The following is a 25,481-nucleotide window of genomic DNA, read 5'->3' on the forward strand; positions in this document are numbered from 1 at the left end:
AATCCTTAAAAGTATAAATAGTTTGACTAACATTAATTATAATATTAAAAGAAACCAACCTATTACCTGATGTTCCATACATGAGATTTGGGTTGGTATTTGACCATGTTGCTGAACTTGGAATATTTGCCCATTTGACAAACTTATAAGTGGCTCCATCAAGAATTGGCGCTGGATAACCAGACAGTTTTATATAAGTTTCATCGCTATTCCAAGGAGAATCCTTACTATAATGATGACGCATTTGTTGTTTATCTCCCCCAATAACTTCCACATCACTTATCCGAGTTACCTGAAGACCAAAATCATTTATAAAAGGCTCAAGATATCCAGGTGTATTTAATGCGGGCTCATAAGTTTTCCAAGTAGTTTCCATAATATTTTCAACTATGGGATAAGTTTGTGAAAAACAACTAAAACACACTAAAAATAAGATATAAACTACATTTTTCATTTATAAAGACTTATTGATTAACCGCAATTTATTAAAAATAACTGAATTAAACTTTGTTAAATTTTTGTTAAATTTAAGTACTCGGTATTGCATAATACCTTCCTAAGGATATATATTTGTATAAGAAACTATTATATGCCTTTTAAAATGATAGATAAAAACCAAAAAAATATTGCCACATTTATTCATTTATCAACCTTTTCTAGATTTTTATTTCCTCTAGGAAATTTTATTGGACCTATTGTTTTATGGGTTGCCAACAAAGATAAATCGGACTTTATAGATGCTCATGGCAAACAGGCTATAAATTTCCAGATCAGTATTTTATTGTATGCAATAATTCTTGGAATGATTACAATTCCATTATTTGTATTTAACCTGTTTAATGGTTTTAATTTTTTAGATATCGATGCTTTCAACAGTATTCATATTAGTTTAACAAAACCCTCTCCTCTACTTTATATTACTGGAGGACTAGGTTTTATTGCCGTAGTTGGCTTTATTCTGGAATTGGTTTTTATTGTAAAAGCAAGTCTAGCCGCCAAAGAAGGCAAATATTATAAATATCCCTTGACCATCAACTTTTTAAAATAATTTTCATCAATTCTCCTTCATCAATTAACTTAGTAAAAATCTAGGTACGTTTTGGAGAACAAATCAAATCAAAAAATGAACAGTTTAAAAATTTAAAAACGCTTTAGAAAATGAAGATTGAAAACACAAAAGCACAAATGCGAAAAGGCGTCCTGGAATACTGCATATTATCCGTCCTAAAAGATGAGGACGCCTATGTTGCGGAAATTCTAAAAACCTTAAAAGACGCCAAAATGTTGGTAGTTGAAGGTACCATCTACCCATTGCTAACACGTCTTAAGAATGCGGGACTTCTTAATTACAGATGGGAAGAATCTACCTCTGGACCACCAAGAAAATATTATGGCCTTACCGAAAAAGGAAAACTCTTTTTAAAGGAATTAAACACTACTTGGAGTGAATTACAAAACGCAGTTAATCTAGTAACCATTCAAAAAACCACAAAATAATGAATAAAACAGTCAACATAAATTTAGCAGGTATATTTTTTCATATAGATGAAGATGCATACTTAAAACTACAACGCTATCTTGAGGCTATAAAACGTTCATTTACAGACTCTCAAGGACGCTCTGAAATTATTGCAGATATTGAAGCCAGAATTGCCGAACTTTTTACAGAGCGTATTAAACATGACAAACAGGTTATTGGTAATAAGGAAGTTGACGAAGTAATTACCATCATGGGACAACCAGAAGACTATCTGGTAGATGATGAAATCTTTGACGATGAGCCAAAATCTTCGTACCAAAGCAGACCTTCCGGACCTTCTAAAAAGTTATTTAGAGATACGGACAATTCCTATATTGGAGGTGTGGCTTCTGGACTTGGACATTATTTAGGAATAGATTCTCTTTGGGTTCGTTTGTTATGGATTTTACTTGCTATAGGTTCTGGTGGAACTTTCATCTTTATTTACATCCTTTTCTGGATCTTGGTTCCCGAAGCCCTCACCACAGCCGATAAATTAACCATGACTGGAGAACCTGTAAATATTAGCAACATTGAAAAAAAAATTAAGGATGGATTTGAAAATGTTACACAAACCGTTTCAGATACGGTAAAAAACATCGATGTTTCCAAACAGAGCAACAAGATAAAAGATAGTTCCAAATCGTTTTTTGATGCTATTGGAGATGTCGTTATGTTCTTTTTAAATGTTATCGCAAAGTTTATTGGAGTCATATTAATTATTGTTGGAGCTTCCACCTTAATTGGTTTAATTATTGGTTTTTTTACCGTTGGTGTTGCAGACATCATTAAGGTTCCTGGATTCGACTTTATAGATGCAGCTAATGCAGCAAACACACCTGTTTGGCTCATGTCCTTACTACTCTTTTTTGCTATTGGAATTCCCTTTTTCTTTGTCTTCTACTTAGGATTGAAAATTTTAATTAACAACCTAAAATCTATAGGAAACGTTGCTAAATTCTCATTGTTGGGCATTTGGTTCTTGGCTATTATTAGTCTGATTGTTATTGGAGTAAAACAGGCTAGTGAGCATGCCTTTGATGCTAGTGTTACTGAAAATGTGCATCTGAATATTACAGCAAATGACACGTTGAAAATAAAGATGTACGGCAACGATTCTTACAAGAAATACATTAGAAGAAGTTCGGGTTTTAAATTAGTCTATAATGAAAATGATGAGAAAATAATTTTCTCATCGGATGTGAGACTTATTGTAAGATCTACAACAGACAGTTTAGCGTCTATTACCATTGAAAAAAATGCTGAAGGCAGTAGTTATAAGCAAGCAAAAGAACGTGCTAATAATATTGATTACAACTATGCTTTACGTCATGGAGAACTGATGCTAAATGCGTATTTGACCACTGAATATCAAAATAAATTTAGTGACCAAAAAGTAGAAGTCATTATATATTTACCGGAAGGAGCCACTTTAATTGCAGATGAAAACACTTCAAGCTTTCATAGTAATACCAGTCGTTATAACGATATTCTAGATCAAGGTATGGAAGGCTTTATCTTAAAAATTATTGATAATTCTATTTATTGTGAAGACTGCCCAAGAGATTTTAATATAGATATAGATGTTAACAAAAAGAAATCTCGAGTTAAAATAAACAATCAAGGAATAGACATCAAATCGAATGATTCTAGTCTAGAAATCAATGATAAAGGAGTTAAAGCCAAAAGTGAAAGCGTACGCGTAAATATAGACGAAAATGGCATAAACATCACTTCAGATGGAAACTAATCAATTCATCTGTCCAAAATAACAGTTCAGAAATATTTTATTTCTAAACAGAAAATAATAATTAATCTTTGAATAACTAATCATCCATCTTCTTGAATTTAAAAATTTTAGAGGAACCATCAAAAAACGAACAATTATGAACACACTAACAAAAGTATTAGCTTCCATTATCCTTGCCATCGTCATGATGTCCTGTAATTTCGACGGAAATTTCGGAATGGGAATTAATGGAAATGGAAAAATAATTACTAAAGAGAGATCTATAAAAGAGTCTTTTAATTCGGTAGAAGTAAGTCGTGGGCTAGAGTTAATCCTGACTCAAAGCGATACAGAAAGCCTAACGGTTGAAGCTGACGAAAACCTACATGAACTGATAACAACAAACATTGAAAATGATGTTCTTATTATTTCCACTACGGATAATATTGGCAACTCTGCTTCAAAGAAAGTTTTGTTGAGCTTTAAAAACCTGAATTCTATTAAAGCCACAAGTGGTAGCGAGGTATATTCAACAAATACTATTCAAGTGGAAGATATAGAATTACACACAACCAGTGGAAGCGACATGGAATTAACCATAAATGCAGTTTCTATTTCTTGTCAATCAACAAGTGGAAGTGATATGGAATTAAAAGGTAAAACAGACGTCTTTATTGCTGAAGCATCTAGCGGAGGCTCTATTGAAGCCGAAGACCTAATTACCTTAAACGCTCAAGTAAAAGCCTCAAGTGGTGCTGATGTTGTTGTAAACACTTCTAAAAAGCTTACTGCAAAAGCTTCTAGCGGTGGAGATATTAGATATGTTGGAAATCCAGAAATAGTTGAAAAAAGCGATGGTGTTTCTGGTTCTATAAAAAGGGAGTAAACAATTAATCTCCACTCAAAAACTAAAAACCATGTCAATCTTTTATAGATTGGGGTGGTTTTTTAATTTTGGTTCTGTATTATTATTTAATTTCATTTGATAGAGATCAAAATTTTTCGCCCAGTAATCCTTTTCAACAAACTCCAATTCGAATCCCAACTTTTCATAAAACATATAGGCAAGCTGAGACGTTCGAACAACAATTAATTCAATTTCCGGATGCTCTTTTAAATAATTAATCCTGTATTGAGTTAGTTCTTTTCCAATTCCTTTTCCTTGAAAATTAGGATTCACCATATCCCAGGAAATCCTAGCTAGCTTTTCTTGAGGAAAGTAGTTGATTCCTCCAGCTGCAATAATGTTGGCGTTTTCTTTATAGACAAAATAATCCTCAACTTCGTTCTCCAGATAGTTTTTATAATCGGATTCTTCTGATGGATCAAAATATTCTGGCGTATTTTGCCTAAACAGTTTAATTAATTCGGGTTTATCTTTATTTGAATATTTTCTAATCATTTTAACTATTGAGATATTTCAATACAAAATACGACTTTTCAATTCTTTTTCAGAATAACAACCAAGTTGTTTATTACGTTTCATAAAATAAAAAATCCGAAAACTTTCATTTCCGGATTTCAAATTATATAAAATTTCTAATTAATTATAGGTAGAAGTAGACACTTCAAAAGTAGAATCTTTCGCTGCCAACCATCTCTCTGCATCTAACGCTGCCATACAACCTGTTCCTGCTGCTGTAACGGCTTGTCTGTACACATTATCTGCCGCATCTCCAGAAACAAAAACACCTTCTACATTAGTTTTAGAGGTTCCTGGAACATTAATAATATATCCAGTTTCATCCAAATCTAAAAAGTCTTTAAATATATCTGTGTTTGGTTTGTGTCCAATAGCTACAAAAAATCCTGTTGCTGGAATGTCATGCTTTTCATTGGTTTTATTATTAAACACACGCACTCCAGTAACTACTTGCCCATCTCCTAAAACCTCATCTGTTTCTGTGTTGTAAAGAATCTCGATATTTTCAGTATTCATTACACGAGCAGCCATAATTTTAGATGCTCTAAACTCGTCGCGTCTAACCAACATGGTTACTTTTTTACAAAGTTTAGATAGATAATGTGCTTCTTCACAAGCAGAATCTCCTGCTCCAACAATTACTACTTCCTGGTTTCTATAAAAGAAGCCATCGCACACGGCACAAGCAGAAACACCTCCACCTAATTTTAAATATTTTTGTTCGGAATCTAAACCTAAATACATAGCTGAAGCACCTGTAGAAATAATTACAGTATCGCAATGAATTTCTTTGGTATCGTTTACCCAAACTTTATGCACATCGCCAGAAAAATCCACACGTGTTACCCAACCATTACGAACATCTGTTTCAAAACGTTCGGCTTGTTTTTGTAATTCTATCATCATCTCTGGTCCTGTTACTCCGTCTGGGTATCCAGGAAAATTCTCAACTTCATTAGTTGTGGTTAATTGACCTCCAGGCTGCTCTCCTTGATATAAAACCGGTTTCATATTAGCTCTAGCGGCATAGATTGCTGCAGTATATCCTGCAGGTCCAGATCCTATAATCAAACACTTAACTTTCTCTATTTTTTCAGACATAATACACTTGTAATTTATTTATGCAAAAATAGAGATTTTAAAAGAAATCACCTCTCAAACCTCATTAAAAGTTGTTATTGCTAAATAGCTTTGTTTTATATCTAATTTTTGCGCCTAAAAATTATAAATAACTCCTTTAATTAGACCTTCTATAAGTGTATATTCAATTTGCGTTAAGAATTCGATCATGATTTTAGAACCATCTTAAATGAATTAAGTTAATTATTTATACAGTTAGCTTCTAGCCCAATTATAGACTATCTTTACATGTTTAAAAAAAACTTTATGGGAACGATGGGAACGATTGCAACAAACAAAAGACAGATTATACTTTATTACCATTCCGAGACCACTTTAGGAAAGCAAGCTTATGCATATCTTCAAGCTTCTAACAAAAAGATTTTGGCTGTGGATATTTCGAAAACAAAAATTACCGGCATGCAATGGTTAGAAATTTCTGAAAATTTAAATACCATCCTTTCAAAACTTGTTAATCAAGAACATCCTGATTATAGAAAAAACTATACCACTGGAATATCGTTAGACAAGAATGATTGGATTAAGGTACTTCAAAATCATCCAGAAACTCTGCGTTGTCCTATTCTGGCCAATGGAAAGGTTTTTAGTTTAATTGAATCCCCATCTGAAATTTCTAAACTTTTAGAATCGGAAGAAAAGCACAAAGACTTCTAAATTGAAAGATTTGAAGATTTTTACTGAATTTAAATATCTTCATTAGAACGATCGTTTTTCTTTGGGATTTCGTTAAAAAATTCACCCACATTTGTATCGCTATTGGCGCCATAGCTTGAAGTAACCAATCCTTTCAACTTGTCATTTGTTTCAATAACATATAAAATAGACATATCTGAAGGATTACTCATTCCTTCAAATCTATGTTCTCGTAAAATGGTGATTTGATTTGGCCGATATTCCCTTTTACTATCAAGTTCTATTAAAAGACCGTTTTCACATCTAAAATTACTGATATAACCTCTGTTTTGATATTTTTTTATCAGATCTAATTCGCTTCTTTCTTGTTTCATAACTTAAGTTTTTAAATTAAAAAAAACAGACAAGCGTATTTGAAGAATGCCTATCTGTTTTTCACTACTAACCAAACTAACTAATCTAACTATTCTTTTTTGTGTTTTAAATTTTATTAATCAAACACATCTCCAACGTCGTCTGCAACATCTTTTACTGCATCTCCTACATCGTCTGCAACATCTTCAATGTCTTTTGATTTTTGATCCCTACAGCTTGGCAATACCAAAGACATAGTGAATGAAAATAAAAATATATAAAGTAACTTTCTCATAATAAATGGTTTTATGGTTTAGAGGATTATATTTTTTTACGTCCCATAAATAGTGATAGAATAAACAACACTATAAATATGAAAAATAAAATTTTAGCAATTCCGGCAGCTGCTCCAGCAATTCCTCCAAAACCTAAAATTCCGGCGATTAAAGCAACTATAATAAAGGTGATTGTCCAACGTAACATAATATTTGTTTTTAAGGGTTAATATTTAAGAAACTGTTTATCAGATTTCTATACTATAAATATCGGAATTTGTTTTGAGCGGGTTTTGCTGTATCGAACTTTCCTTTAACTCAAACACATTTTTAAAAATAAAATTGAAACAGAAATCGAAGTTGAAGTTGAAGTCGCCAGCCTGAGTGGCGAAGTCGGGTCGGGTTGACAGGAAGTATAAACCAAAGTCTCCCTTTTAAAAGCACTTGCTTTTTGATGCCAAAAATAAAAGAGACACTTACAATAAGTATCTCTTTTAATAATAAGATTAAGAATCTGATTTTATTTTAAATCTTCCAAACGCTTAATGGTATTAAGTTCTTGTGAAATGGTGTTTTTCTGATTCATAACAATTTCTCTTGTGGATGGCGGCAAATTAGTTTCATTTAAAACTTCATTATATTCTTCAACAGATGCTTTTTCTCCTCTAATGGCTTCTTCCAACATGGACTCTTCATTGTCAGCCGAAAAAACTGCTTTCACATCCATCCAAGTTCTATGTGCTGCTCCAGTAACACTTCCGCTATTTTTTGGTTCTTCACCAAAATTAAGAATTTCATTTTTTAACTGGTGACCAAAATCATAACGCTCTGCAGCCTTACGACTAAAATAATTCTTTAAAGCCGTATGCTCTGTGTGCTCTGCAGCTTTTTTATAGCCTTTTTCGGCATCATAATTTTTCTCTAATAAAGCATTTAGCTTCTTTCCTACTTCTTTTGTGTATGATTCCATAATAATATGTATAAGGATTATGAGCAGTCTTTTTTATAGATGTCTGCTGTTTTACATCTTTAACACCTGAAGAAAATCCAGATATCTATATAGTAAAAGTACCTCTATAAATGTGTTCCGATTAGTTCAAATAAAAATAAGATTAACGCAATTAAATTAAAGGCATTAATCTTATTTATATTATTAAAATCAATAAATTGATCTTTTTTTATGTGTTTTTATTTTAAAAAATCACTAAATTAAATGTTTTTAAAATAATCTTTTAAAGATTTGAAGTCATGTGTTTTTTATAAGATTTGGCAAGATCTGTTTTTTGAGTTTGGCTAAAGACTTTTCCGGCCAACTGGAAAAACGTGTGTTCCTCCTCTTCTAAATGATGTTCTACTTTGTGTTTTAAATCTTTGGCAATTTTAAGCCAAGCTGAAGAATCGTAATCCGTATTTTCAAGTTGTTCTATCAACTCGTCTATTTCATGATGTTCGGCAATTCCATGTCTGGCATGTTCTTGCATCATATCATTACTTATTAAGGGCTTGTAAAAATAGCGCTCTTCGGCATCTGCATGCACTTGAAGTTGATTTTTTACCGCTTTAAAAATCTCATCTCTATTTTTTGTATCTCCAGAGGTTTTTACAAGTTTTCCCAATAAATCTCTTTGGGTATCGTGATCGTCTCTAATAGCTTCAAAAATATTCATGGTTTTTAATAATTTAGCAACATTATAATTTTCTAAAGAGTTTTCTAAACAGAACAAATACACCATATTTCCCAGCTCCTTTTATTAGGGTTTCTACCCAATTAAAGGGTCTCAAATCTTCTTTAAACTCTGTTTTAATCAGCTTTAATTCTTCCCAAGATACTTTACGCTGTAAATTAAGAAGTTTTAAATCGGTTTCAATTTGTTTAAAATTTGTATAAGATGGCTTCATATTATCTGGATAATTATTCTAAATTCATTTATATACTATTTCTCAGAGAAGAACTTATCACCTATTTTTTGCAGAACAATTTTATTTATGGCAGCTCTACTCCAATATATTAAAATAGCAGTAAATAGAAAAAAAGCTCCAATAATTAGATATCCAAGAAGTAAGTTTTCAAGGGCTTCACCAATGGCCATAGCCGTAGCCACAGCACAAAATATAAGTCCGAGAAACAGAAAAGCACCTATTACAACCAACTTTGTAACCATACTAACTGACAGGGTTAATTGTTGGAATATTTTTAACTTAAGATATTGATGAGACGCTTTAAAATATGTCTCACCAATATCTGTAGCTTTGTCTGTGGTTTCTCCTATAGAATTAAACACATTCATATTTTAAGAGGCTTTTTGATATTTCTTATTCTTAGATTTCAAATCTTTCAACTTGGCCTCTAAAGTGGTAATAACATCTTCAGCTTTATAACTGGCATCAGATACTATAGATTCTACTCTATCTTCTAAATTGTGTGTCTCGGCACTTACTGTGCTTGCAATTTTATCTCTTAAATCAGCTGCTGATGACGATAACCTTTGTTTTTGCAATTCGGCTTGATCTGCAATACGTTGTCTGGTTACACTTCCTTTGTCTGGAGCAAATAAAATACCTAAAACTGCACCTATTGCTGCTCCGGCTAAAACTCCTAATCCTGTACTTCCGTTATTAGTCATAATAATTTATAATTTTAATTAAACAATTTTTTAATACTACTTCAAATATCCAAAAAACTTAGCTCGTGCTTTAACCCTAAAGATTAAATTCTTGCCCGGAACCATAATGGGCAAAGGGTTAATTGTTTTATGGTAAATATTTTTTGTTTTTAATCTTGTGCTTATGAATTTGTATTTTGTAAATTCAAATTTTAAGCAGAAATACTCATACTGTTTTGAGCAAATTTGTAATCTTTAGGGCTACAGTTATATTTCTCTTTAAAAATTTTAGAAAAATAACTTCTACTTGTTAAACCAATGGAGTACACCACTTCTGAGATATTCATGTCTGTATTTTTTATCAATTCTTCAGCTTTTTTAATACGAACTTCTCTAATATATTCGGTAACTGTATGTCCATACATTAATTTAAAACCTTCTTGAAGTTTTGATGGGGAAAGTCCGAACTGGCTATATAATTGATTGATGGTAATTTGGTTTTCGTAGTCTTTATTAATATATCTTGACACCTCTTTAATAGTATCAATTTCCCTTGGTACTAAAGACCCTGTTTCTTGCTGAGGATTCTTTAAATCGTCTGCATGCTGTTGAATTTCCAAAGCTAAAATAACATGAACCAAACCTTGAATTAAAAGACTTCTTACAATGCCTTTTTGTGAAATGGCATTTAGCTGATCTATTTTTTCTGCAATCTGTAAATTATTGGAACCAATATAAACGTAGTCTTCAGAATTATTTTGACTATAAAATGTTTCTATAAGCTTTTCCTTTAAATCATTGTTCCCTGGAATGCTTCCTTTATTGGTGGTTTGTACAGTAATTAACGTGGTTTGTAATTGTTTGTCTTTAGCGAAATACAATACATGCTCTTTATTTGTCTGACTAGTTAAAATACCTGTTTGGTAACTTTCTAAAGTGCGCTTTTCTTCATTTAAACCAAAGCTATGGCTAATGCTTCCTTTTGAGCAATAGGTAAAGTAAATAGGATTCTTGTCCTTAATACTAATAGACAACATTAAGTTGTGATAAAAAAGCATGTCGAATTCAAGATAGGAGATTCCTCCTTTTAATGACATGCCCTTAATTTTTCCTTTTCCTATTTTGTTGTCTATTGTTAAGGTATATTCTTTTAAATCTTTTAAAAGTTTCCCTCCAAAATTAGTTTGCAATTGCTCTAACATGGATTTAATAGTACTTGAATTTAGATGTGTGGTTTTCATAGTGTTTTGTTTTATAAATAGACGCTTGGTCAACTTGATTATAAAGGTCGTAACACCACCCTCATATTCCCTTACACAATTTTTGTTTTGTGTTATAGAACTATAGGGTTTTAGGCAAAAAGCTGTTAAATTAAATACAAAATGAAGACTTGGACATTATTTAAATGGAAAACTGCTAAATTTTCTTATAAATTACAAAGAAGAATATTTCGGATTTAAACCGGTGAAAAACGGAGATTTAAACAGGCAATAAAATAACAAATTGCGCTCCCTCTCCTAGTTTTGAAGTGGCATAAATAAAGCCATTATGGTTTTCTACAATTTTTTTACAAATGGCCAAACCAATTCCTGTTCCCGTATATTCTGTTTTTTGATGCAAGCGTTGGAAGACTTCAAATATTTTTTGCGCATGCTTATTATCGAATCCTATACCGTTATCTGTAACTGTTATTTTATAATAAAAAGAATGGGTTTTTACATTGTTTAATGGTAAACCTGAAGCTGGCATTTTTTCTGAATGGATATTAATATAGGGAGTTTCGGTATGACTTCTATATTTAATAGCATTGGAAATAAGGTTTGCGAATAATTGTTCCATCTGAAAAAACACACCTTTAATTTCCGGAAGGTTTCCAATTTCAATTTTAACATTGGCATCGGTAATTTGTGTCGTTAGGTCTTCCAACACTTTGTCTAGAACCAAGTTTAAATCGATTTTTTCAAAATCTGTTTCGCTACTATCTATTCTAGAGTAAGCCAATAAGTTTTGGATTAGAGACTGCATTCGGCTTCCCGCATTCTTGACTTTTTCGAAATACTCTCTACTTTTTTCTGAAAATTGATTGTTTTCTTTATCTTCAATTCTTGAGATAAAGAGTTGGATTTTTCGAAGTGGCTCTTGTAAATCATGACTGGCCACACGATTAAAGGATTCTAATTCGGCATTACTTTGCTTAAGCTCTAGATTGCTTTTACGCAAACTGGCCTCAGCTTCTAGCGTAGCGGTAACATCTTGAACCACACCTACCATAACAATTTTTTCATTTTTATTTATAAACTGTTCATTGGATTTAAAATACTTTATGGAACCGCTTTTTGTAATTACGCGATAGGTATATTCTTTAGGCAGTAGGTCTAATAAAGATTGCCTAGACATATCTTCTACAAAACTTAGATCTTCTGGATGAATAAAGTTTTTATATTTTTTAAATGAAGGCTCAAATCCATTGGTTTCGTAACCTAACATATGAAAAAAGTTGTCTGACATCTCTAAAATATCCGAATCCATATACCATAGAAAGCTACCTATTTTAGCAATATTTTCAGCATCGGTTAGGATTGAATTTCTAATAACCAACTGCTCGTTTAAACTAACTAATTGATCTGCTCTCTCTTTTTCGTCTGTAATTTCTCTAGAGGTTACTGTAACGCCATCACCCAATTTTATGGCTGTAGCCTTAAACCATAATAATTTGCCGTTTATTTGGTGTGATACTTCGTAAGTTTCAGGTTTGTTATTTTCTACGGCATTTACTAAATGTTCAAAAATGCCTGATTGAAAAATATGTGGATATATTTGAGATACTTTTTTGTTTATTAATTCTTCAGGAACATCGCCAGTAAGAGGATTTATTTTTTCGTTTACAAATAAAATTTCAAAATCGATAATTTCACCTTGACCGTTACGAATACTTCTGAAATTCATTATCACATGCGAAATACTTTTAAAAATATTTCCTAAGAACGCGCGATTTTCTAATAGTTTTAGATTTTTATTTTCTAACTTCTTTTTAAATGCCAACTGTACTTCTTTAGCTTTTTCTTCGACTGTAGAATTTCTTGCGGTAATTAAAATGCCTCCTGATAATGGCGTTACAAAGCATTGAAAACACATTTGAGAATTGTTCATATTCATTTCAATCTCAAATTTTACTTTTTCCTTATTAGTGTAACTTACTTTAAAATGATTGAAAGCGTCACTCTCTTTTAAAAATGGAAAAATTTCAATAACTGTTTTGCCCATCATCTCATCTGGCTCTAAACCAAAATAATCTCGGTTGCAATCGTTTGCAAATACTATAAGAAAATCGACTATATTTTCAGAATCGTCAAAAATGGGCTCATAGTAGTTTACAACATTGTCGGTTGTGGCCAAGACGCTTTTTAAAAAAGCTTCCGACTCTCGAAATCGTCTTTTATTTTTATAGATTCTTATAAAAGAAATAACAAAAACAGTAAGTGCAAAAACCGCCATAAGCAATAAAGTTATGGGAGCTAAAGATTTATATGAATCGTAATTGGCTTTTCTTTCCTGCATTAAACTCTCTTCCTCATCAAGCATTTCGATTTTTAGATCTCGAATATGATGTAGAGTGCCGTTAATTTTCATTTTTTGCTCTTGAGCTAATACTGTAATTCCATCTTTAACCTGAGACTGAGAATCGTCTACTTCTTGAAGTTGTTCGTTTAATCTGTTCAATAAAACATTTACGGCCTCTAATCTCTTTAATTGGGAAGGATTATCGCTGGTAAGAATTTTTAAACTATCTATAATTGCTTGTCCTTCTAGTTTGTAGTTTTTAAAAATCAGGCTAGCACCTTCAGTTTTTAAAATGTTTGTTCTAAATTCTTCAGATTCGGCTTCGGTGTAATGGGTTGTTAGTTTACTTATGCCATTATACACTTGTAAGGAGTGTTTTACCGTTTCAGAAGATTTCTGCATACGGATAATTTGTTTATAAGTAGTACTTGTCGAGAATATGAGCAGTGCCAAAGCAACAACTAATAAAATGATATATGTTTTTGAAGAAGTATATACCTGTTTAAAATCCATAGTAACTTATAGCTTTAAATACGGAAAAGAAAAGTCTCTTTATTTAAATTGGAAGTGTGGTACTGCCAATTAAGTTGTAGAACTTTCTCTACCACTTCACGCAATTTAGTAAAGTTATTGGGCTTATTTACATAAATGTTTGCCCCATTTGAAAAAGTATCCTCGATATCTTTATCTGAGGAGGAAGTGGAATATATAGCCACGCACAAGTCTTTAAGTTTGGGGTTATTTCTAATTTCCAACAAACATTGTTGACCATTTTTTATAGGCATATTTAAATCTAGAAAAACAAGACTAGGCAAGATAACATTGGGTAAATTAAGATAGTCCATAAGCTCTTGCCCATGATTAAAGAGTGAGAGTTTTGTTCTTATATCTATCCCTTCTATGGCCTCACTAAACAACATCCTGTCGTCTTCATCGTCGTCCGCCAACGCTATGTTTAATATAATATCGTTCATTTAATTAACTTAAGTTGGTTGTAGTGTTTTTATTTTTCATTATTCGCTGAAAAGCGCTTGGCGTGAGCCCAGTTGTTTTTTTAAATTGTCCGGACAAGTGAGCAACACTACTATAATCTAACTGAAAAGCAATTTCTGTTAGGGTTAAATTAGTAGTACACATAAGTTCTTTTGCAACATCTACTTTTTTTAGAATGATGTAATTTTCTATAGATGTATATGTGTTTTCGGAAAAAACGGTGGATAAATGCGGATAAGAATAATGCAGTTTATCTGCCAAATAGGTCGAAAACTTAACAGCACGCAAATCCTTATCTCTTAGAAACTCGTCTATGGAATTTTTAATACGTTCAACCATAGTAGCTTTTGGGTTTGTTAAAATATCAATTCCATACTTCGTTAAAGAAGTAGATATAATTTCTAATTTTTCTTCAGTAAGTGTTTTGTCTATATGTATCTCTCCAATACTACCTAAAGTGTAGGAAACACCTAAAGCCTCGAGTTTCTCGGTCAACAGGGTTTTACATACCAAATCGAAATTATATTTTACAAAAAGCGTCATTGATATTCAATATCTCTATGTTTTTAATTATAGATTTCTAAATATATATCAATTATTTGACAAAAATAAAATTGTATAAAAAGATTTTACAACCTTCCTAATACAAAAAACCCAAGATTAATTAAAAGATTGACCTTCAATGATTCATTCTTTTTGTTCTTCGTTATTGTTTTTAATGTGCATGGTATTTTTACTAAAATCCAATGTTCGTATTGGAAAAGGGATATTAATGCCTTGTTCATCAAAATTACTTTTAATGAGTTTTATAGCTTTATGCGTTTCGGCATACATTTCCTTACTTTTGATCATATCTATCCAAAAACGGGTCATAAAATTAATAGAACTATCCCCAAATTCAGTATAGAAAAACTCGATTTCTTCACCTTCTTTTTGCTCAAAATTTTCAGAAATAACACGTAAAACCAGATCTTCAACTTCTTGCAAATTACTTTCATAACCGATACCGCAAGTAACCGAAATTCTACTTCTTGGACTTAGAGAATAATTAGTGAAGGCATTGTCCACAAATTTAGAATTAGGAATAATGACGTAATTATTATCTGGCCTGCGAAGTACGATGCTGCGTAAACTAATTTCGGACACAAATCCCTTAACACTGTCTGTTTCAATATAATCGTTAATTTTAATTTTGGGCATAAACGATAATATTAAACCCCCAAATGTATTGCTTATTGTTCCTTGTAAAGCCAATCCTATGGCTAGACCAATAACTCCAGCTCCAGCAAGAACACTGGTTAAAACCTTGTTAAGTTCTAACACGCCTAGAGCTATAAAAAACCCAATTAAGATAACAATTAGGAAAACCATTTTTGCAATAATATCCTGAATTGATTTTTGACTAATATTTCTCAATAGGTACTTTCTAAAAATCTTCTTTGCGCCTCGAGCAAAAAAATAGAACAGAACCATGATTAAAATAGCCATGGCTAGATTTGGTAATTTTAAAATAAAGGCTTCTAACCAACCATCTAATTTGTCCCACAATTTAACGATGGTATCTTCTATGGAAAATTTATTTTTCATATACGTATAATTGTTTATAGCATTTTAGTTAATAAAGTGGTTGCAACAAGCCACAATATAAGACTTAAGCCTCCTCCAATCCATAAAAAATGTCGAAATTTATAATTCCCTATTCCATAAATTAAGGTATTTGTTTGATATCCAACTGGCGTAAAAAAGCTAAAATTGGCAGCAAACATAACAGATAAAATAAATGGTTTATAATCTAAACCCATTTCGTAAGCTACAGATATTGCAATGGGAGTCATTATAATAGCTGTGGCATTATTACTTACCACGCCACTCATAAGCATAGTTATAAGAAATAAGGTTCCTATAATAATATAATTTGGCTGACCTTCTAAGAATCCCAATAGTTTTTCTGAAATCCACATATCGGCACCCGTATTATGCATGGCCACACCTAAAGGAATCATTCCTGCTAAAAGAAAAAATATTTGCCAGTTAACTTTCTTATAAATAGTGTTTAAATCCAAGCTTTTTGTAACCAACAAAATACTAATTCCTGTTAAAGCACTAACCATTATCGATAAAACTCCAGTCGCAGCCAAAGCAATTACCAACAAAAGCACAAAAAACGAAAAAGATCTTTTTATTTTAGAAGTTCTAGTTACATTTTCGAATTCTTGCAAAACAACCACATTTTCCATGGTGTCTAGAGCGCTAAGTTTTTCTTTTGAAATTTCAACAAGTAGCCGATCACCAGCTTTTAAACTTAACTTATCTTCGCTACTATGCACCATTCTTTCTTTTACGTTAACCAAAGTTTTACGTTTTTTTATGGCTATAGGAATGGCGTCCTGCATCATGAAATATCTTAAATTTCCTAAGGTTTTTCCTAATAAAGATGCGCCAGGCAACATAAGAAGTTCTACAAAAACCCGTTGTTCCAAATCCTCCTCCTTTTCAGGATCAGTTAATTTTGGAGGTTCTTCCTGAATATTTAAATTTTCCTTATCGTAAATATTCATGTTTTCCGACTTATTAATACGAGACAGATTTTCTAGATCGCACATCAAGATTAATTCGTCGTTTGTCTTAAGTGTCACGTATTTTCCCGGAGAATTATGTGTGTGGTTATTTCTTATTAGTTTTAAAAGCAATACGTCTGGATTGTTGTGCAAAAAACTTTCATGAATTTTTTTTCCCACCAACTTGGAGTTTTCCGTTACCCTAACTGTTGTTATATAATTATCAATCTGGTAATCTTTATTGATATTTTGCTGTTTTCCCCATGGCAACCAGCGCAAAGTTAAAGTGAGATACACGATCGAAATACCTAGAAAAATTAGACCTAAAAGAGAGAATTCGAAAAACCCTAATTTCTGGGAAATTAGATTACTTGAAACGGAATTAACAATTAAATTGGTAGATGTACCCATTAAAGTACAAGATCCTCCTAAAATACCTGCAAACGAAATAGGCAATAAGAGTTTTGATTGAGAGATATTATATTTTTCCGATAGCTGATTAATCATTTTAATAAAAACAATTACCACAGCTGTTGTACTTATAAATGCCGAAATACCAGCAGTAACAAACATAAAAACGGGCGCCATAACATATAGTGGCAACGACTTTACTTTACTCATTCCTGAAGTCAGCCAATTAATTACGCCATTTTCTTCCATGGCAATAGCTAATATCATTAAAGCCAAAACAGCAATGGTAGCACTATTGGAAAAACCGCTAATTCCCTCTTCAGGAGTGACCAGTCCTAATAGAATAAGTAAAACAATTATAAAAAAGGCGATTTTATCTATAGGGAAAACTTCAAAAATAAATAGGATAACAGTTAGTAGTAACACTGAAAACATTAAAATAATTTCCACATCCATCTCTTAACCTGTTTTAGTGTTTATTTTGAAAGTGCAACTTTCACTAAAAGTAAAAAAACAATCTTGAAGTTTGTTTCAAAAATATATTTGTTTTAAAAACACATATTCATTTACAAAACTACAACCACTTCACATTGAATCAATTCATGTATTTAAATTAGTCTATTTTAAAGATTCTCATTAATATATTTATCCCGAATCCATCTTGTTTGTACATCTAAATTCCTTAATAAAAGCATCAAGCTTTAGAGTTTCTATTAGTTCTTTACCAATTGCTTTGCTACTCTTTATAATAATTACGCTTCTGGATTCCAATTTTCCTTAAAGGCAAACTTTTGAATGGACATTCTTTCGCGATTTGCGGTTTCCTGTTGTTGTAAATCTTCTGGTAAATCTTCTAAATCTCCTCCATAATATCCTAAAGCAATTGCTGTTGAAATATGAAAGCCTTCAGGTACCTGAAACACTTCTTGAGCTTTTTTCCAGTCCAATCCGGCCATGTGGTGCACAGCTATTCCTAAATATTGAGCCTGTACCGTCATGAGGCCTAAACTTAAACCTAGATCGTGTAAGGCATGAAAATTCTCCTTTCCATCGTTTGTTTTTTCTTTATACGCCGAAAGCATCAAAACTGGAGCGTTCTTTGTCCAAGATTTATTGAAATCGCTAAAACAATTAAATATTTTATTATAAGCTTCAGAACCTTTTTCCGCATAGATAAAGCGCCAAGGTTGTAAATTATTGGAGCTGGCAGACCAGCGTATGGCTTCAAAAAGCTGATTTAAATGCCTGTTTTTAATAGGCTCCTTTTTAAAAATTCTTGGACTGTATCGTTGTTTTAGAAGTGCAAATATCTCATGATTCGTATCTGCTATGTTTTCTAATCTTATTTGTTCTGCTACATTCATCTTACCTGGGCTTTTTATTTTCATATATGATAATGCAAATTATATAATTGTAAACTAAAATCTTGCCTTTATGCAAAAAAACATTGATCCAAACCAACTATAAAATGGTATTGGAATGAAATTTATTTTGAATGAGGATTTTAATAATTTAGAGTGTATCCTCCTTATTAGAAGCGTACTCCTTTTTATAAATTTTCACTATTATTAAAGCGAGACTAACTAATAAAGGACCAAAAATTAAACCAATAAACCCAAACAAAGGAATTCCAACAATTACGCCAATAAGAGTGATTAACGGATGTACATTGTCTAGTTTTTGAAGCACAAACAAACGGATAATGTTGTCGGTTGTTCCAACTATTACAATCCCGTAAATAAGTATTCCCCATGCTTGAAAATCATCTCCATTGGACATGGCTAAAATAAAAACAGGTATGGTTCCTAAAAGGTTTCCCACAAACGGAATCATAGAACCAATAGTTACAATTATGGCCCAAAAAAATGGACTTTCAATACCAAAAATCAAAAAACCTATTAGGGCAACTATGCCTTGTGCAATGGCTACCAAAGGAATACCAATAGCGTTGGCACGAACCATTTGTCCAGTTTCCTTACCTAATAATTTTAAGTTATTTCTACTTAAAGGAATATAATCCATTAAGGTTTCTCTAAGTTCTTTTCGGTTGGTAAGCATATAGTACAATAAAAAGTACATAATAGCTATGGCTATAACGGTATTAAATGTTCCTCCTGCAAAGTCTGTCAAATGGGTTGATAACCAACTAGAAATAGCAGAGGCATCTATTTGCGAACTAAAATTGAACCCAAAGCGACTCTCCCAATCTGCCAAATGTGTTTTAATGACTTTTGTTAATTTCTCGGAATTATTGGCTGCTTTACCTATTTTATTTCCCAGCATTAAAATAGCTCCTGCAATAGGTATTAATATGGAAACAAACGAGAAAATCATTAAAGTGATTGCTGCCAAATTTGGACTCCATCCTCTTTTTACCAGTTTCGACATTAATTTTTTAAGTAAAACATAAAAAGTAATGGCCCCTAATACCCCAGAAAAATAAGGTATCATTTCCCGAAAAATTAATGCACCCATCAAAATTATCAATAGAAGTAAAAATATTTGGCGTATAATTTTAGCGTTAATCATAGATGAGGAATTGATAGTTTAAAATATAACTGTATAGTTTTTTATGAAAGTTAATAATTTAATTGTCACGCAAAACATGTATTAACTCCGTTTTATCCATTTTAGATCGTCCTTTTATACCTATATACTTTGCTTGCTGGTATAAAGCACTTCTTGTCCATTCTTCGTATGGTTTTGCCATTTCTCGTTTATTTACAAAATCTGGCGTTCTGGCATGTCTAGCAGCTTTTTCTTTACTGTATCCTTTATCTTGTAGCGCCTTATATTGATCATTATTTTTTATACTTGAAATAGCCATATTATATCGGTTTTACAAATTATACGTGTTTTTCCAATCCTAAAAATAGAAATCCAGGAACATCCAAATATGGAACTATAGTTTGGGCTTGTTTAACACAATCAGAAAAAATATTACTCTTAAAGAACTATAATTATAACAAAGTTATTGGTGCAAGAATTTTATTATTAGAGTTAAGACAAACAGCATAGTATGCCTAATTTGCATTTAGATAATAATATTAACTTAAAACAAAATATCATGAACAAAGATCAATTAGAAGGTAAATGGAAACAAGTTAAAGGTAACTTTAAACAAAAATATGGTAAACTTACTGATAACGATTTAACCTATGCCGAAGGAAAGTTTGACGAAATGTTAGGTAAACTCCAAGAAAAAACCGGAAAAACAAAAGAAGATTTAAAGAATGAAATTGAAAATTGGTAGAATCTATTATTAATAGTGAAAGACCAGTAAAAAGAAAACACCCCTAATTAAAAAATTAGGGGTGTTTTTTTACATAAATTCTAATTTAAATAGATAAGATGATTATTTATTTTTTATGTTGGATTGAATTCCCAAACCATAACGTTTGGCATAAACCCATGTGAATTGGGCACCAAAAAACAATATTAAACAGGAATAAGAGACCCAAAGCAAAATTAACACAATGGTTCCAGCCGCTCCATAGGTTGATCCTGGATCAGCCTTTCCGAAATAAAGTCCTAGCAAAAATTTACCTAAAACAAATAATACAGAAGTAATCATTGCTCCAATCCAGACCGTTTTCCAACGAATTTTCGCGTCTGGAAGAAATTTAAAAATCATAGCAAACAAAACGGTTATAACTCCTACCGAAACTAAAAAATCCAATACAAAAGCTATGTAAACAATAAGTTCTGGCATAAGACTTTGTATGTATTCATTTAAAACAGATATAGCCGTTGTAACCAAAAAACTTATTAAAAGTAAAAATCCTATAGCCAAAATAAAGGCAAAACTTCTTGCTCGACTTATTAGCATCCTTCCAAAACTCATGGTGTTTTCTGAATTTACTTTCCAAATTTGATTGAGCGAAAGTTGCAAATGATAAAACACTCCTGTAGCACCAAAAATTAAAGTAGCAATCCCCAAAATAGTTGATATGGTACTTTTATCAGCGCTTTGGGTTTCTAACATCATAGTTTGGATGGATTCTGCAGCATCGCTTCCCAAGGCTCGTGATATTTCGTCTGTTAATCTGCCTTGAACAATGTCTGCTCCCCAAACAGATCCAACAAGATTGATAATAATAACCAATAATCCTGGCATGGAAAGCACCGCGTAATAAGCAACAACAGCACTTAATCTAAACGGATTACTCGCATCCCACGCTTTATAAGTTTCAACCATTAGCGAAGGCAAGTCTTTAATTTTAAACTTATTTGAATTGGTTTTAGTCATCATATATTACATCATACTTTTTATATCACTTGCCCATGAAGGATAGGTGAATACCATATTTTTAATATCGTCTGTTGTCATTTCTTTCTGAATAGCCATAGCAAATAAGTTTATAGTTTCAGCTGCATCTGGTCCTAGAATATGAGCACCAACAATGTGCTTGTTTCGTTTATTAATTAATATTTTAAAGGCATAAATCGACGCATTTATTCTTTTAGCATTGTACCAATTTGGAACTACTTGGTAATTTACCGTTATATTTTTATATCTCGTTTTTGCTTCTTTTTCATTTAAACCAACAGTTGCCAAGTTTGGAAGGGTGAAAATTACTGAAGGAACGACCGGTGTATCCATTTGTTCCTTATTACCGTTAATAATATTATCTGCAACGACTTGAGCTTCTATTATAGACAAAGGTGTTAAGGGTAAACTATGATCTGAAACATCGCCACAGGCATATACATTTGGATTGCTAACATTCTGAAAACACTTGTTTACTGAGATTCCCTTTTTAGTAAAAGCTACGTCTCCTTTTTCCAATTGTAATGAATCTATAGCAGGAACTCTTCCTGCCGTGTTAAACACCAATCGCGTTACCAACGATTTTTCTTCACCATTTAACTGATAAACAACGTTATAATTCTTCTGTAATTTCTCTAGTTTACTAACCCTTGCATTAAAAATAAAACGGATTCCCATTTTTTCAGAATACGCAATCAGATCAGAAACCAAATCGGTATCAAAGCCTTTTAAAGCAGTGTTTCCATGATCTAGAATGGTTACTTTGCTCCCATTTCTAGCCGCTATATGCGCGAATTCCATGGCTATATAACCTGCTCCAATAAAAACCATCTCGTCTGGAAGCTGTTTCATTTTCAGAAAGTAATCGCTCGTTTCCAATAAGTTGCTTCCATTAAAACTAAGTGTTCTAGGAATTCGACCTGTAGCAATTACAATCTTTTTGGCCAGAATGGTTTTCCCTTCTACAGAAAGGGTTCTATTATTAATAAATCTAGGCGCTTGGTGATAGCGTTTAATATTTAGATTTTCTAAAGCTTCTTCGGTTGCCATTGGAATTCCATCTGTAAATTCCCTTTTAAAATCTTGGAGTTGCTTCCAATCTAATTTAGGAATAGATGCTATGCCCTTTTCATTTAAATCTATAGCTTGTTGATAAACTTCTGTTGGACCCAAAAGTATTTTTTTGGCATCACACCCTCTATTGGCACAAGTACCGCCATATTCGCGGTTATCGGCAATAGCCACTTTTAAATTTGCTTTTGCGCAACTTTTTGCTACTAGCTGTCCTGCCACTCCACTTCCTATTACAAAAACATCAAATTCTATTATTTCCATATGATAAAACTAGTGTTTTAATACGCTTTAGCTTAACTTAAAGCGAGTATAACTTAACGTAATAGGTTAATTTTGAAGCTATAACTTATCTTTAAATTAAAAAAGGTTGACATATTGCCAACCTTTTCACTTTAAACTTTTAATTTTTATTTAAACGGATGATATTCAAATTTTTGTCCACCAACCGAGGTATCTGCCATTAAACCTTTTGTAGGCAATGCAAAAACCAGAACATTATCGCTGTAATTCGCATCTTTGGATACTCCTTTATCAGCAGCTACTGCAGAAACTCTAGCAGAAAACTCGAAGTTTCCTTCTTTAAATTTTTCTAAGGCTTTTTCAGTTTCAAAAAAGATAATTTCAATTATCGATTCTCCTCCAACCTGCAGACCCACACTTAATTTCTTTAAATTGGCCATTCCAATAATGTGTTCGTCTTCATAAACGACTCCATTTCCCATGGAACCACCAATAATTAATGCTCCTTTCCCAACATTTGGAAAAATAACATATCCGGCAGACGTATCGAAGAATTTTTCCATTCCAGGATCTTTCTCCAATAATGTGGCTTTGGCATTTTCGGCATCGGAAATAACCTGTTTGTCTTTGTCGTTTTGAGCAGTTACTCCAACTGTTATAAGTAGAAGGCAAACTGCTATGAGTGTTTTAAGGGTTTTCATAGTTATGTATTTTTAATAATATTAAGTTCAAAGATATGTATACAACAAATTAAAAACGGACTCAATTAAATTAGATTTTAGCTCTAAAACTATTCAGAAAAAAAATCCAACTAGCTATCCATATTTACCCAATTTTAAGAATTTTTGTTTTTAACCGATTAAAAGTTGAAACCTGAGATTTAATCCTATTAAAAAAAACATGACTTTTGTTTGATTATATTTTAGGATAAAAAAACCTTTTATCGATTCCTTCTCATTATTTATAAAATGTTTTACTATTTAAAAAACCGCTTGGCTATTAAAAATAAACCATATTTACCAGCCATCTTAAGAGCGTATTGTATCCAATTTGCAGGTTTCATGTCTTCTTGAAATTCACTTTTTAAAAGCTTTATTTCCTCCCATGCTATTTTTCGCTCTAAATCTAGTTGCTTTAATTCTGTTTCTATGTCTTTAAAAGACTGATACTGCTTCATGTATTCTTATTTATTACCTTTTGCATCAAACATCCTTAATCGTTCCTTTTTTTGTTTAAAAAACAACGCTGGACGCCTCATAAGTTTACGAATCAAAAAATTTAGTAGATAAACTTTTTATAATTCTATTGTTAATAAACGCTCTCTTATAATAAACTATAACCGTTGTAATTATAAATAATAACGCAACAATTAAATAGCCTAAAGCTAAGTTGTCAAGCCATTCGCCTATAGCAAGTGCTAAAGCAAAAGCCAAGAAAAATAAGCCAATAAATAGCAGACCTCCAATTATTAGTACTTTAGCTACTAAACTAATAGAAACACTAATTTGCTGAAAAACTTTTAGTTTAAAATACTCTTGAGATTTTTGCACATAGGTCTCTCCAGCATCTGCCATCTTTCCAGATGTATGGTTTATAGATTCAAAAATATTCATTCAAATTAAGATTTTTGATATTTTTTATTTTTGTCCTTAAGTTCACTCAGTTTTTTTTCTAAAGTGGTAATCACATCTTCTGTTTTATGACTTACATTACTAACAATGCTTTCTATTTGTTCGTCTAAGGATTCTTTTTTACTAGCTACAGTATCTGCTACTTTATCGCGCAAATGATGTGCACTTTCAGACACTTTATCTCTGGCTGAAGCAGCTTCGTCAGCGATTCGTTTTCTTGTGTTTGAACCTTTATCTGGTGCAAATAAAATTCCTAAAGTAACTCCAATGGCTGTACCTGCCAAGATTCCTAATAACGTACTACTTTCTTTTCCCATGATGTTTTTGTTTTAAAATTAATAATTTTAGTTAATAAAGAACCTGTCAAATAATGTTCTTTAAAATCAAGAAGTGAAGTGTCTAAATTTCATATGCAATTTACTAAAAGTCACTGACATTTTAACAGTTACACGCATTGATTTATTATAAAATACTATAGATTTCTTAATATTGTGTTGTAATTACAATTAATTTAACATTTCATTTTTATATATTTTGAGCTAATAGGTTATTTAGCTAATTTGGCGAAAGCTAATTACTCAATAATCCAATAAATGAAAGAACAGCAAAAAATAAGTCTAACTGGAGGAAGTGGTCATTTAGGAACTTGTTTAATTAAACTTCTTTTAGAACAAAACTTTCATGTAAAAGCTTTATATAAAAACAACTTGCCCAAGCTAAATCATCCCAACCTTATTTGGATTAAAGGCGATGTTACGAACAAAGATTCTATTGAAAAACTTATTGAAAACACAAGTATCTTGGTTCACTCTGCTAGTATTATTTCTATAGGTGATAAAAACCAAGACTTGGTTTACAACACAAATGTTCATGGAACTGAAATGGCTATTGAATCTTGTTTGAATAAAAATATACGATTGATTTACATGAGTTCATCAAATGCTGTGATAGAAACTAAAAACGATGATGTTTTTGATGAAAACAGACCTTATAAAACAAAAAGCTGTTTTTTGTATGGATATACTAAAGCACTTTCTGAGCAAAATATTTTAAACGCAGTATTCACT

The 25,481-nt window shown here is 31.9% G+C and carries 32 protein-coding genes and 1 pseudogene; 7 read left to right on the forward strand and 26 right to left on the reverse strand.

The window, feature by feature from the left end:
* A pseudogene (locus VKY47_RS09045) lies at window positions 1-454 on the reverse strand (T9SS C-terminal target domain-containing protein); the annotation flags it as partial.
* A gap of 135 nt (window positions 455-589) precedes the next feature.
* Between VKY47_RS09045 and VKY47_RS09050 the strand changes: the two are divergent.
* From VKY47_RS09050 to VKY47_RS09065, 4 genes are all read left to right on the forward strand, one after another.
* Window positions 590-1,048: a DUF4870 domain-containing protein gene (locus tag VKY47_RS09050; RefSeq protein WP_324312168.1), complete on the forward strand. Its 459-nt coding sequence runs from the start codon at window positions 590-592 to the stop codon at window positions 1,046-1,048.
* Between the two features lie 110 nt (window positions 1,049-1,158).
* Complete coding sequence (locus VKY47_RS09055; RefSeq protein ID WP_324312169.1) at window positions 1,159-1,497, forward strand: PadR family transcriptional regulator; 339 nt, start codon at window positions 1,159-1,161, stop codon at window positions 1,495-1,497.
* Entirely contained in the window at window positions 1,497-3,269 is a 1,773-nt protein-coding gene (locus tag VKY47_RS09060; RefSeq protein WP_324312171.1) for a PspC domain-containing protein, read from the forward strand. Before VKY47_RS09055 ends, VKY47_RS09060 begins: the two co-directional genes overlap by 1 nt.
* Before the next feature lie 136 nt (window positions 3,270-3,405).
* Window positions 3,406-4,134: a head GIN domain-containing protein gene (locus VKY47_RS09065; RefSeq protein ID WP_324312172.1), complete on the forward strand. Its 729-nt coding sequence runs from the start codon at window positions 3,406-3,408 to the stop codon at window positions 4,132-4,134.
* A 42-nt stretch (window positions 4,135-4,176) separates the two neighbouring features.
* Here VKY47_RS09065 and VKY47_RS09070 read toward each other — a convergent pair whose 3' ends face one another.
* Window positions 4,177-4,650, reverse strand: coding sequence for a GNAT family N-acetyltransferase (locus VKY47_RS09070; RefSeq protein ID WP_324312173.1), 474 nt, complete (start codon window positions 4,648-4,650; stop codon window positions 4,177-4,179).
* A 141-nt stretch (window positions 4,651-4,791) separates the two neighbouring features.
* The gene (gene trxB / locus VKY47_RS09075; RefSeq protein WP_324312175.1) at window positions 4,792-5,772 is read right to left on the reverse strand and encodes a thioredoxin-disulfide reductase; all 981 of its coding nucleotides are present in this window, start codon (window positions 5,770-5,772) and stop codon (window positions 4,792-4,794) included.
* A 267-nt stretch (window positions 5,773-6,039) separates the two neighbouring features.
* Between trxB and VKY47_RS09080 the strand changes: the two genes are divergently transcribed.
* Window positions 6,040-6,465, forward strand: coding sequence for an arsenate reductase family protein (locus VKY47_RS09080; RefSeq protein ID WP_324312177.1), 426 nt, complete (start codon window positions 6,040-6,042; stop codon window positions 6,463-6,465).
* A 29-nt stretch (window positions 6,466-6,494) separates the two neighbouring features.
* Here VKY47_RS09080 and VKY47_RS09085 read toward each other — a convergent pair whose 3' ends face one another.
* The 17 genes from VKY47_RS09085 to VKY47_RS09165 form a co-directional block, all read right to left on the reverse strand.
* Complete coding sequence (locus VKY47_RS09085) at window positions 6,495-6,818, reverse strand: hypothetical protein (protein WP_324312180.1); 324 nt, start codon at window positions 6,816-6,818, stop codon at window positions 6,495-6,497.
* 116 nt (window positions 6,819-6,934) lie between these two features.
* Window positions 6,935-7,093 (reverse strand): hypothetical protein, encoded by a 159-nt coding sequence (locus VKY47_RS09090; RefSeq protein WP_324312182.1) that lies wholly within the window; start codon window positions 7,091-7,093, stop codon window positions 6,935-6,937.
* 26 nt (window positions 7,094-7,119) lie between these two features.
* Entirely contained in the window at window positions 7,120-7,281 is a 162-nt protein-coding gene (locus VKY47_RS09095; RefSeq protein ID WP_324312183.1) for a DUF1328 domain-containing protein, read from the reverse strand.
* A gap of 312 nt (window positions 7,282-7,593) precedes the next feature.
* A complete protein-coding gene (locus tag VKY47_RS09100; protein WP_324312185.1) occupies window positions 7,594-8,043 on the reverse strand; it encodes a ferritin-like domain-containing protein in 450 nt (149 codons plus the stop codon).
* Window positions 8,044-8,305: 262 nt separating this feature from the next.
* Window positions 8,306-8,740: a hemerythrin domain-containing protein gene (locus tag VKY47_RS09105; protein WP_324312187.1), complete on the reverse strand. Its 435-nt coding sequence runs from the start codon at window positions 8,738-8,740 to the stop codon at window positions 8,306-8,308.
* Window positions 8,741-8,762: 22 nt separating this feature from the next.
* A complete protein-coding gene (locus VKY47_RS09110; protein WP_324312188.1) occupies window positions 8,763-8,972 on the reverse strand; it encodes a hypothetical protein in 210 nt (69 codons plus the stop codon).
* A gap of 35 nt (window positions 8,973-9,007) precedes the next feature.
* On the reverse strand, window positions 9,008-9,361 hold the full coding sequence (locus tag VKY47_RS09115; protein ID WP_324312189.1) for a hypothetical protein: 354 nt from the start codon (window positions 9,359-9,361) through the stop codon (window positions 9,008-9,010).
* 3 nt (window positions 9,362-9,364) lie between these two features.
* A complete protein-coding gene (locus VKY47_RS09120; RefSeq protein ID WP_324312191.1) occupies window positions 9,365-9,697 on the reverse strand; it encodes a YtxH domain-containing protein in 333 nt (110 codons plus the stop codon).
* Window positions 9,698-9,888: 191 nt separating this feature from the next.
* On the reverse strand, window positions 9,889-10,917 hold the full coding sequence (locus tag VKY47_RS09125) for a helix-turn-helix transcriptional regulator (protein ID WP_324312192.1): 1,029 nt from the start codon (window positions 10,915-10,917) through the stop codon (window positions 9,889-9,891).
* Window positions 10,918-11,155: 238 nt separating this feature from the next.
* A complete protein-coding gene (locus tag VKY47_RS09130; protein WP_324312194.1) occupies window positions 11,156-13,750 on the reverse strand; it encodes an ATP-binding protein in 2,595 nt (864 codons plus the stop codon).
* Between the two features lie 14 nt (window positions 13,751-13,764).
* Window positions 13,765-14,211: a response regulator gene (locus VKY47_RS09135; protein WP_324312195.1), complete on the reverse strand. Its 447-nt coding sequence runs from the start codon at window positions 14,209-14,211 to the stop codon at window positions 13,765-13,767.
* A 4-nt stretch (window positions 14,212-14,215) separates the two neighbouring features.
* The gene (locus VKY47_RS09140; protein WP_324312197.1) at window positions 14,216-14,773 is read right to left on the reverse strand and encodes a helix-turn-helix domain-containing protein; all 558 of its coding nucleotides are present in this window, start codon (window positions 14,771-14,773) and stop codon (window positions 14,216-14,218) included.
* A 144-nt stretch (window positions 14,774-14,917) separates the two neighbouring features.
* The gene (locus VKY47_RS09145) at window positions 14,918-15,817 is read right to left on the reverse strand and encodes a mechanosensitive ion channel family protein (protein ID WP_324312199.1); all 900 of its coding nucleotides are present in this window, start codon (window positions 15,815-15,817) and stop codon (window positions 14,918-14,920) included.
* 14 nt (window positions 15,818-15,831) lie between these two features.
* On the reverse strand, window positions 15,832-17,655 hold the full coding sequence (locus VKY47_RS09150) for an SLC13 family permease (RefSeq protein WP_324312201.1): 1,824 nt from the start codon (window positions 17,653-17,655) through the stop codon (window positions 15,832-15,834).
* A 296-nt stretch (window positions 17,656-17,951) separates the two neighbouring features.
* Window positions 17,952-18,563: a nitroreductase family protein gene (locus VKY47_RS09155; protein ID WP_324312202.1), complete on the reverse strand. Its 612-nt coding sequence runs from the start codon at window positions 18,561-18,563 to the stop codon at window positions 17,952-17,954.
* Between the two features lie 148 nt (window positions 18,564-18,711).
* Window positions 18,712-19,728 (reverse strand): AI-2E family transporter, encoded by a 1,017-nt coding sequence (locus VKY47_RS09160; RefSeq protein ID WP_324312204.1) that lies wholly within the window; start codon window positions 19,726-19,728, stop codon window positions 18,712-18,714.
* 58 nt (window positions 19,729-19,786) lie between these two features.
* Complete coding sequence (locus tag VKY47_RS09165) at window positions 19,787-20,026, reverse strand: DUF7218 family protein (RefSeq protein ID WP_324312206.1); 240 nt, start codon at window positions 20,024-20,026, stop codon at window positions 19,787-19,789.
* Between the two features lie 240 nt (window positions 20,027-20,266).
* On the opposite strand from VKY47_RS09165, the gene VKY47_RS09170 reads away from it, so the two are divergent.
* On the forward strand, window positions 20,267-20,452 hold the full coding sequence (locus VKY47_RS09170; RefSeq protein ID WP_324312208.1) for a CsbD family protein: 186 nt from the start codon (window positions 20,267-20,269) through the stop codon (window positions 20,450-20,452).
* A 102-nt stretch (window positions 20,453-20,554) separates the two neighbouring features.
* Here VKY47_RS09170 and VKY47_RS09175 read toward each other — a convergent pair whose 3' ends face one another.
* The 6 genes from VKY47_RS09175 to VKY47_RS09200 all read right to left on the reverse strand — a co-directional run bounded on the left by VKY47_RS09175 (window position 20,555) and on the right by VKY47_RS09200 (window position 24,731).
* Window positions 20,555-21,451, reverse strand: coding sequence for a YihY/virulence factor BrkB family protein (locus VKY47_RS09175; protein WP_324312210.1), 897 nt, complete (start codon window positions 21,449-21,451; stop codon window positions 20,555-20,557).
* Between the two features lie 3 nt (window positions 21,452-21,454).
* A complete protein-coding gene (locus tag VKY47_RS09180; RefSeq protein WP_324312212.1) occupies window positions 21,455-22,804 on the reverse strand; it encodes a dihydrolipoyl dehydrogenase family protein in 1,350 nt (449 codons plus the stop codon).
* A gap of 146 nt (window positions 22,805-22,950) precedes the next feature.
* Window positions 22,951-23,484 carry a lipid-binding SYLF domain-containing protein gene (locus tag VKY47_RS09185; RefSeq protein WP_324312214.1) on the reverse strand — a complete coding sequence of 178 codons (534 nt, stop codon included), beginning with the start codon at window positions 23,482-23,484 and terminating at the stop codon, window positions 22,951-22,953.
* 275 nt (window positions 23,485-23,759) lie between these two features.
* Window positions 23,760-23,960 carry a calponin homology domain-containing protein gene (locus VKY47_RS09190; protein ID WP_324312215.1) on the reverse strand — a complete coding sequence of 67 codons (201 nt, stop codon included), beginning with the start codon at window positions 23,958-23,960 and terminating at the stop codon, window positions 23,760-23,762.
* An 85-nt stretch (window positions 23,961-24,045) separates the two neighbouring features.
* Window positions 24,046-24,396 carry a phage holin family protein gene (locus VKY47_RS09195; RefSeq protein WP_324312217.1) on the reverse strand — a complete coding sequence of 117 codons (351 nt, stop codon included), beginning with the start codon at window positions 24,394-24,396 and terminating at the stop codon, window positions 24,046-24,048.
* Between the two features lie 5 nt (window positions 24,397-24,401).
* Entirely contained in the window at window positions 24,402-24,731 is a 330-nt protein-coding gene (locus tag VKY47_RS09200; protein WP_324312219.1) for a YtxH domain-containing protein, read from the reverse strand.
* Between the two features lie 276 nt (window positions 24,732-25,007).
* On the opposite strand from VKY47_RS09200, the gene VKY47_RS09205 reads away from it, so the two are divergent.
* A partial coding sequence (locus VKY47_RS09205) for an NAD-dependent epimerase/dehydratase family protein (protein WP_324312221.1) occupies window positions 25,008-25,481 on the forward strand: 474 nt, incomplete at its 3' end.

The sequence above is a fragment of the Xanthomarina sp. genome (assembly GCF_035306705.1).
Classification (GTDB): Bacteria; Bacteroidota; Bacteroidia; order Flavobacteriales; family Flavobacteriaceae; genus Xanthomarina.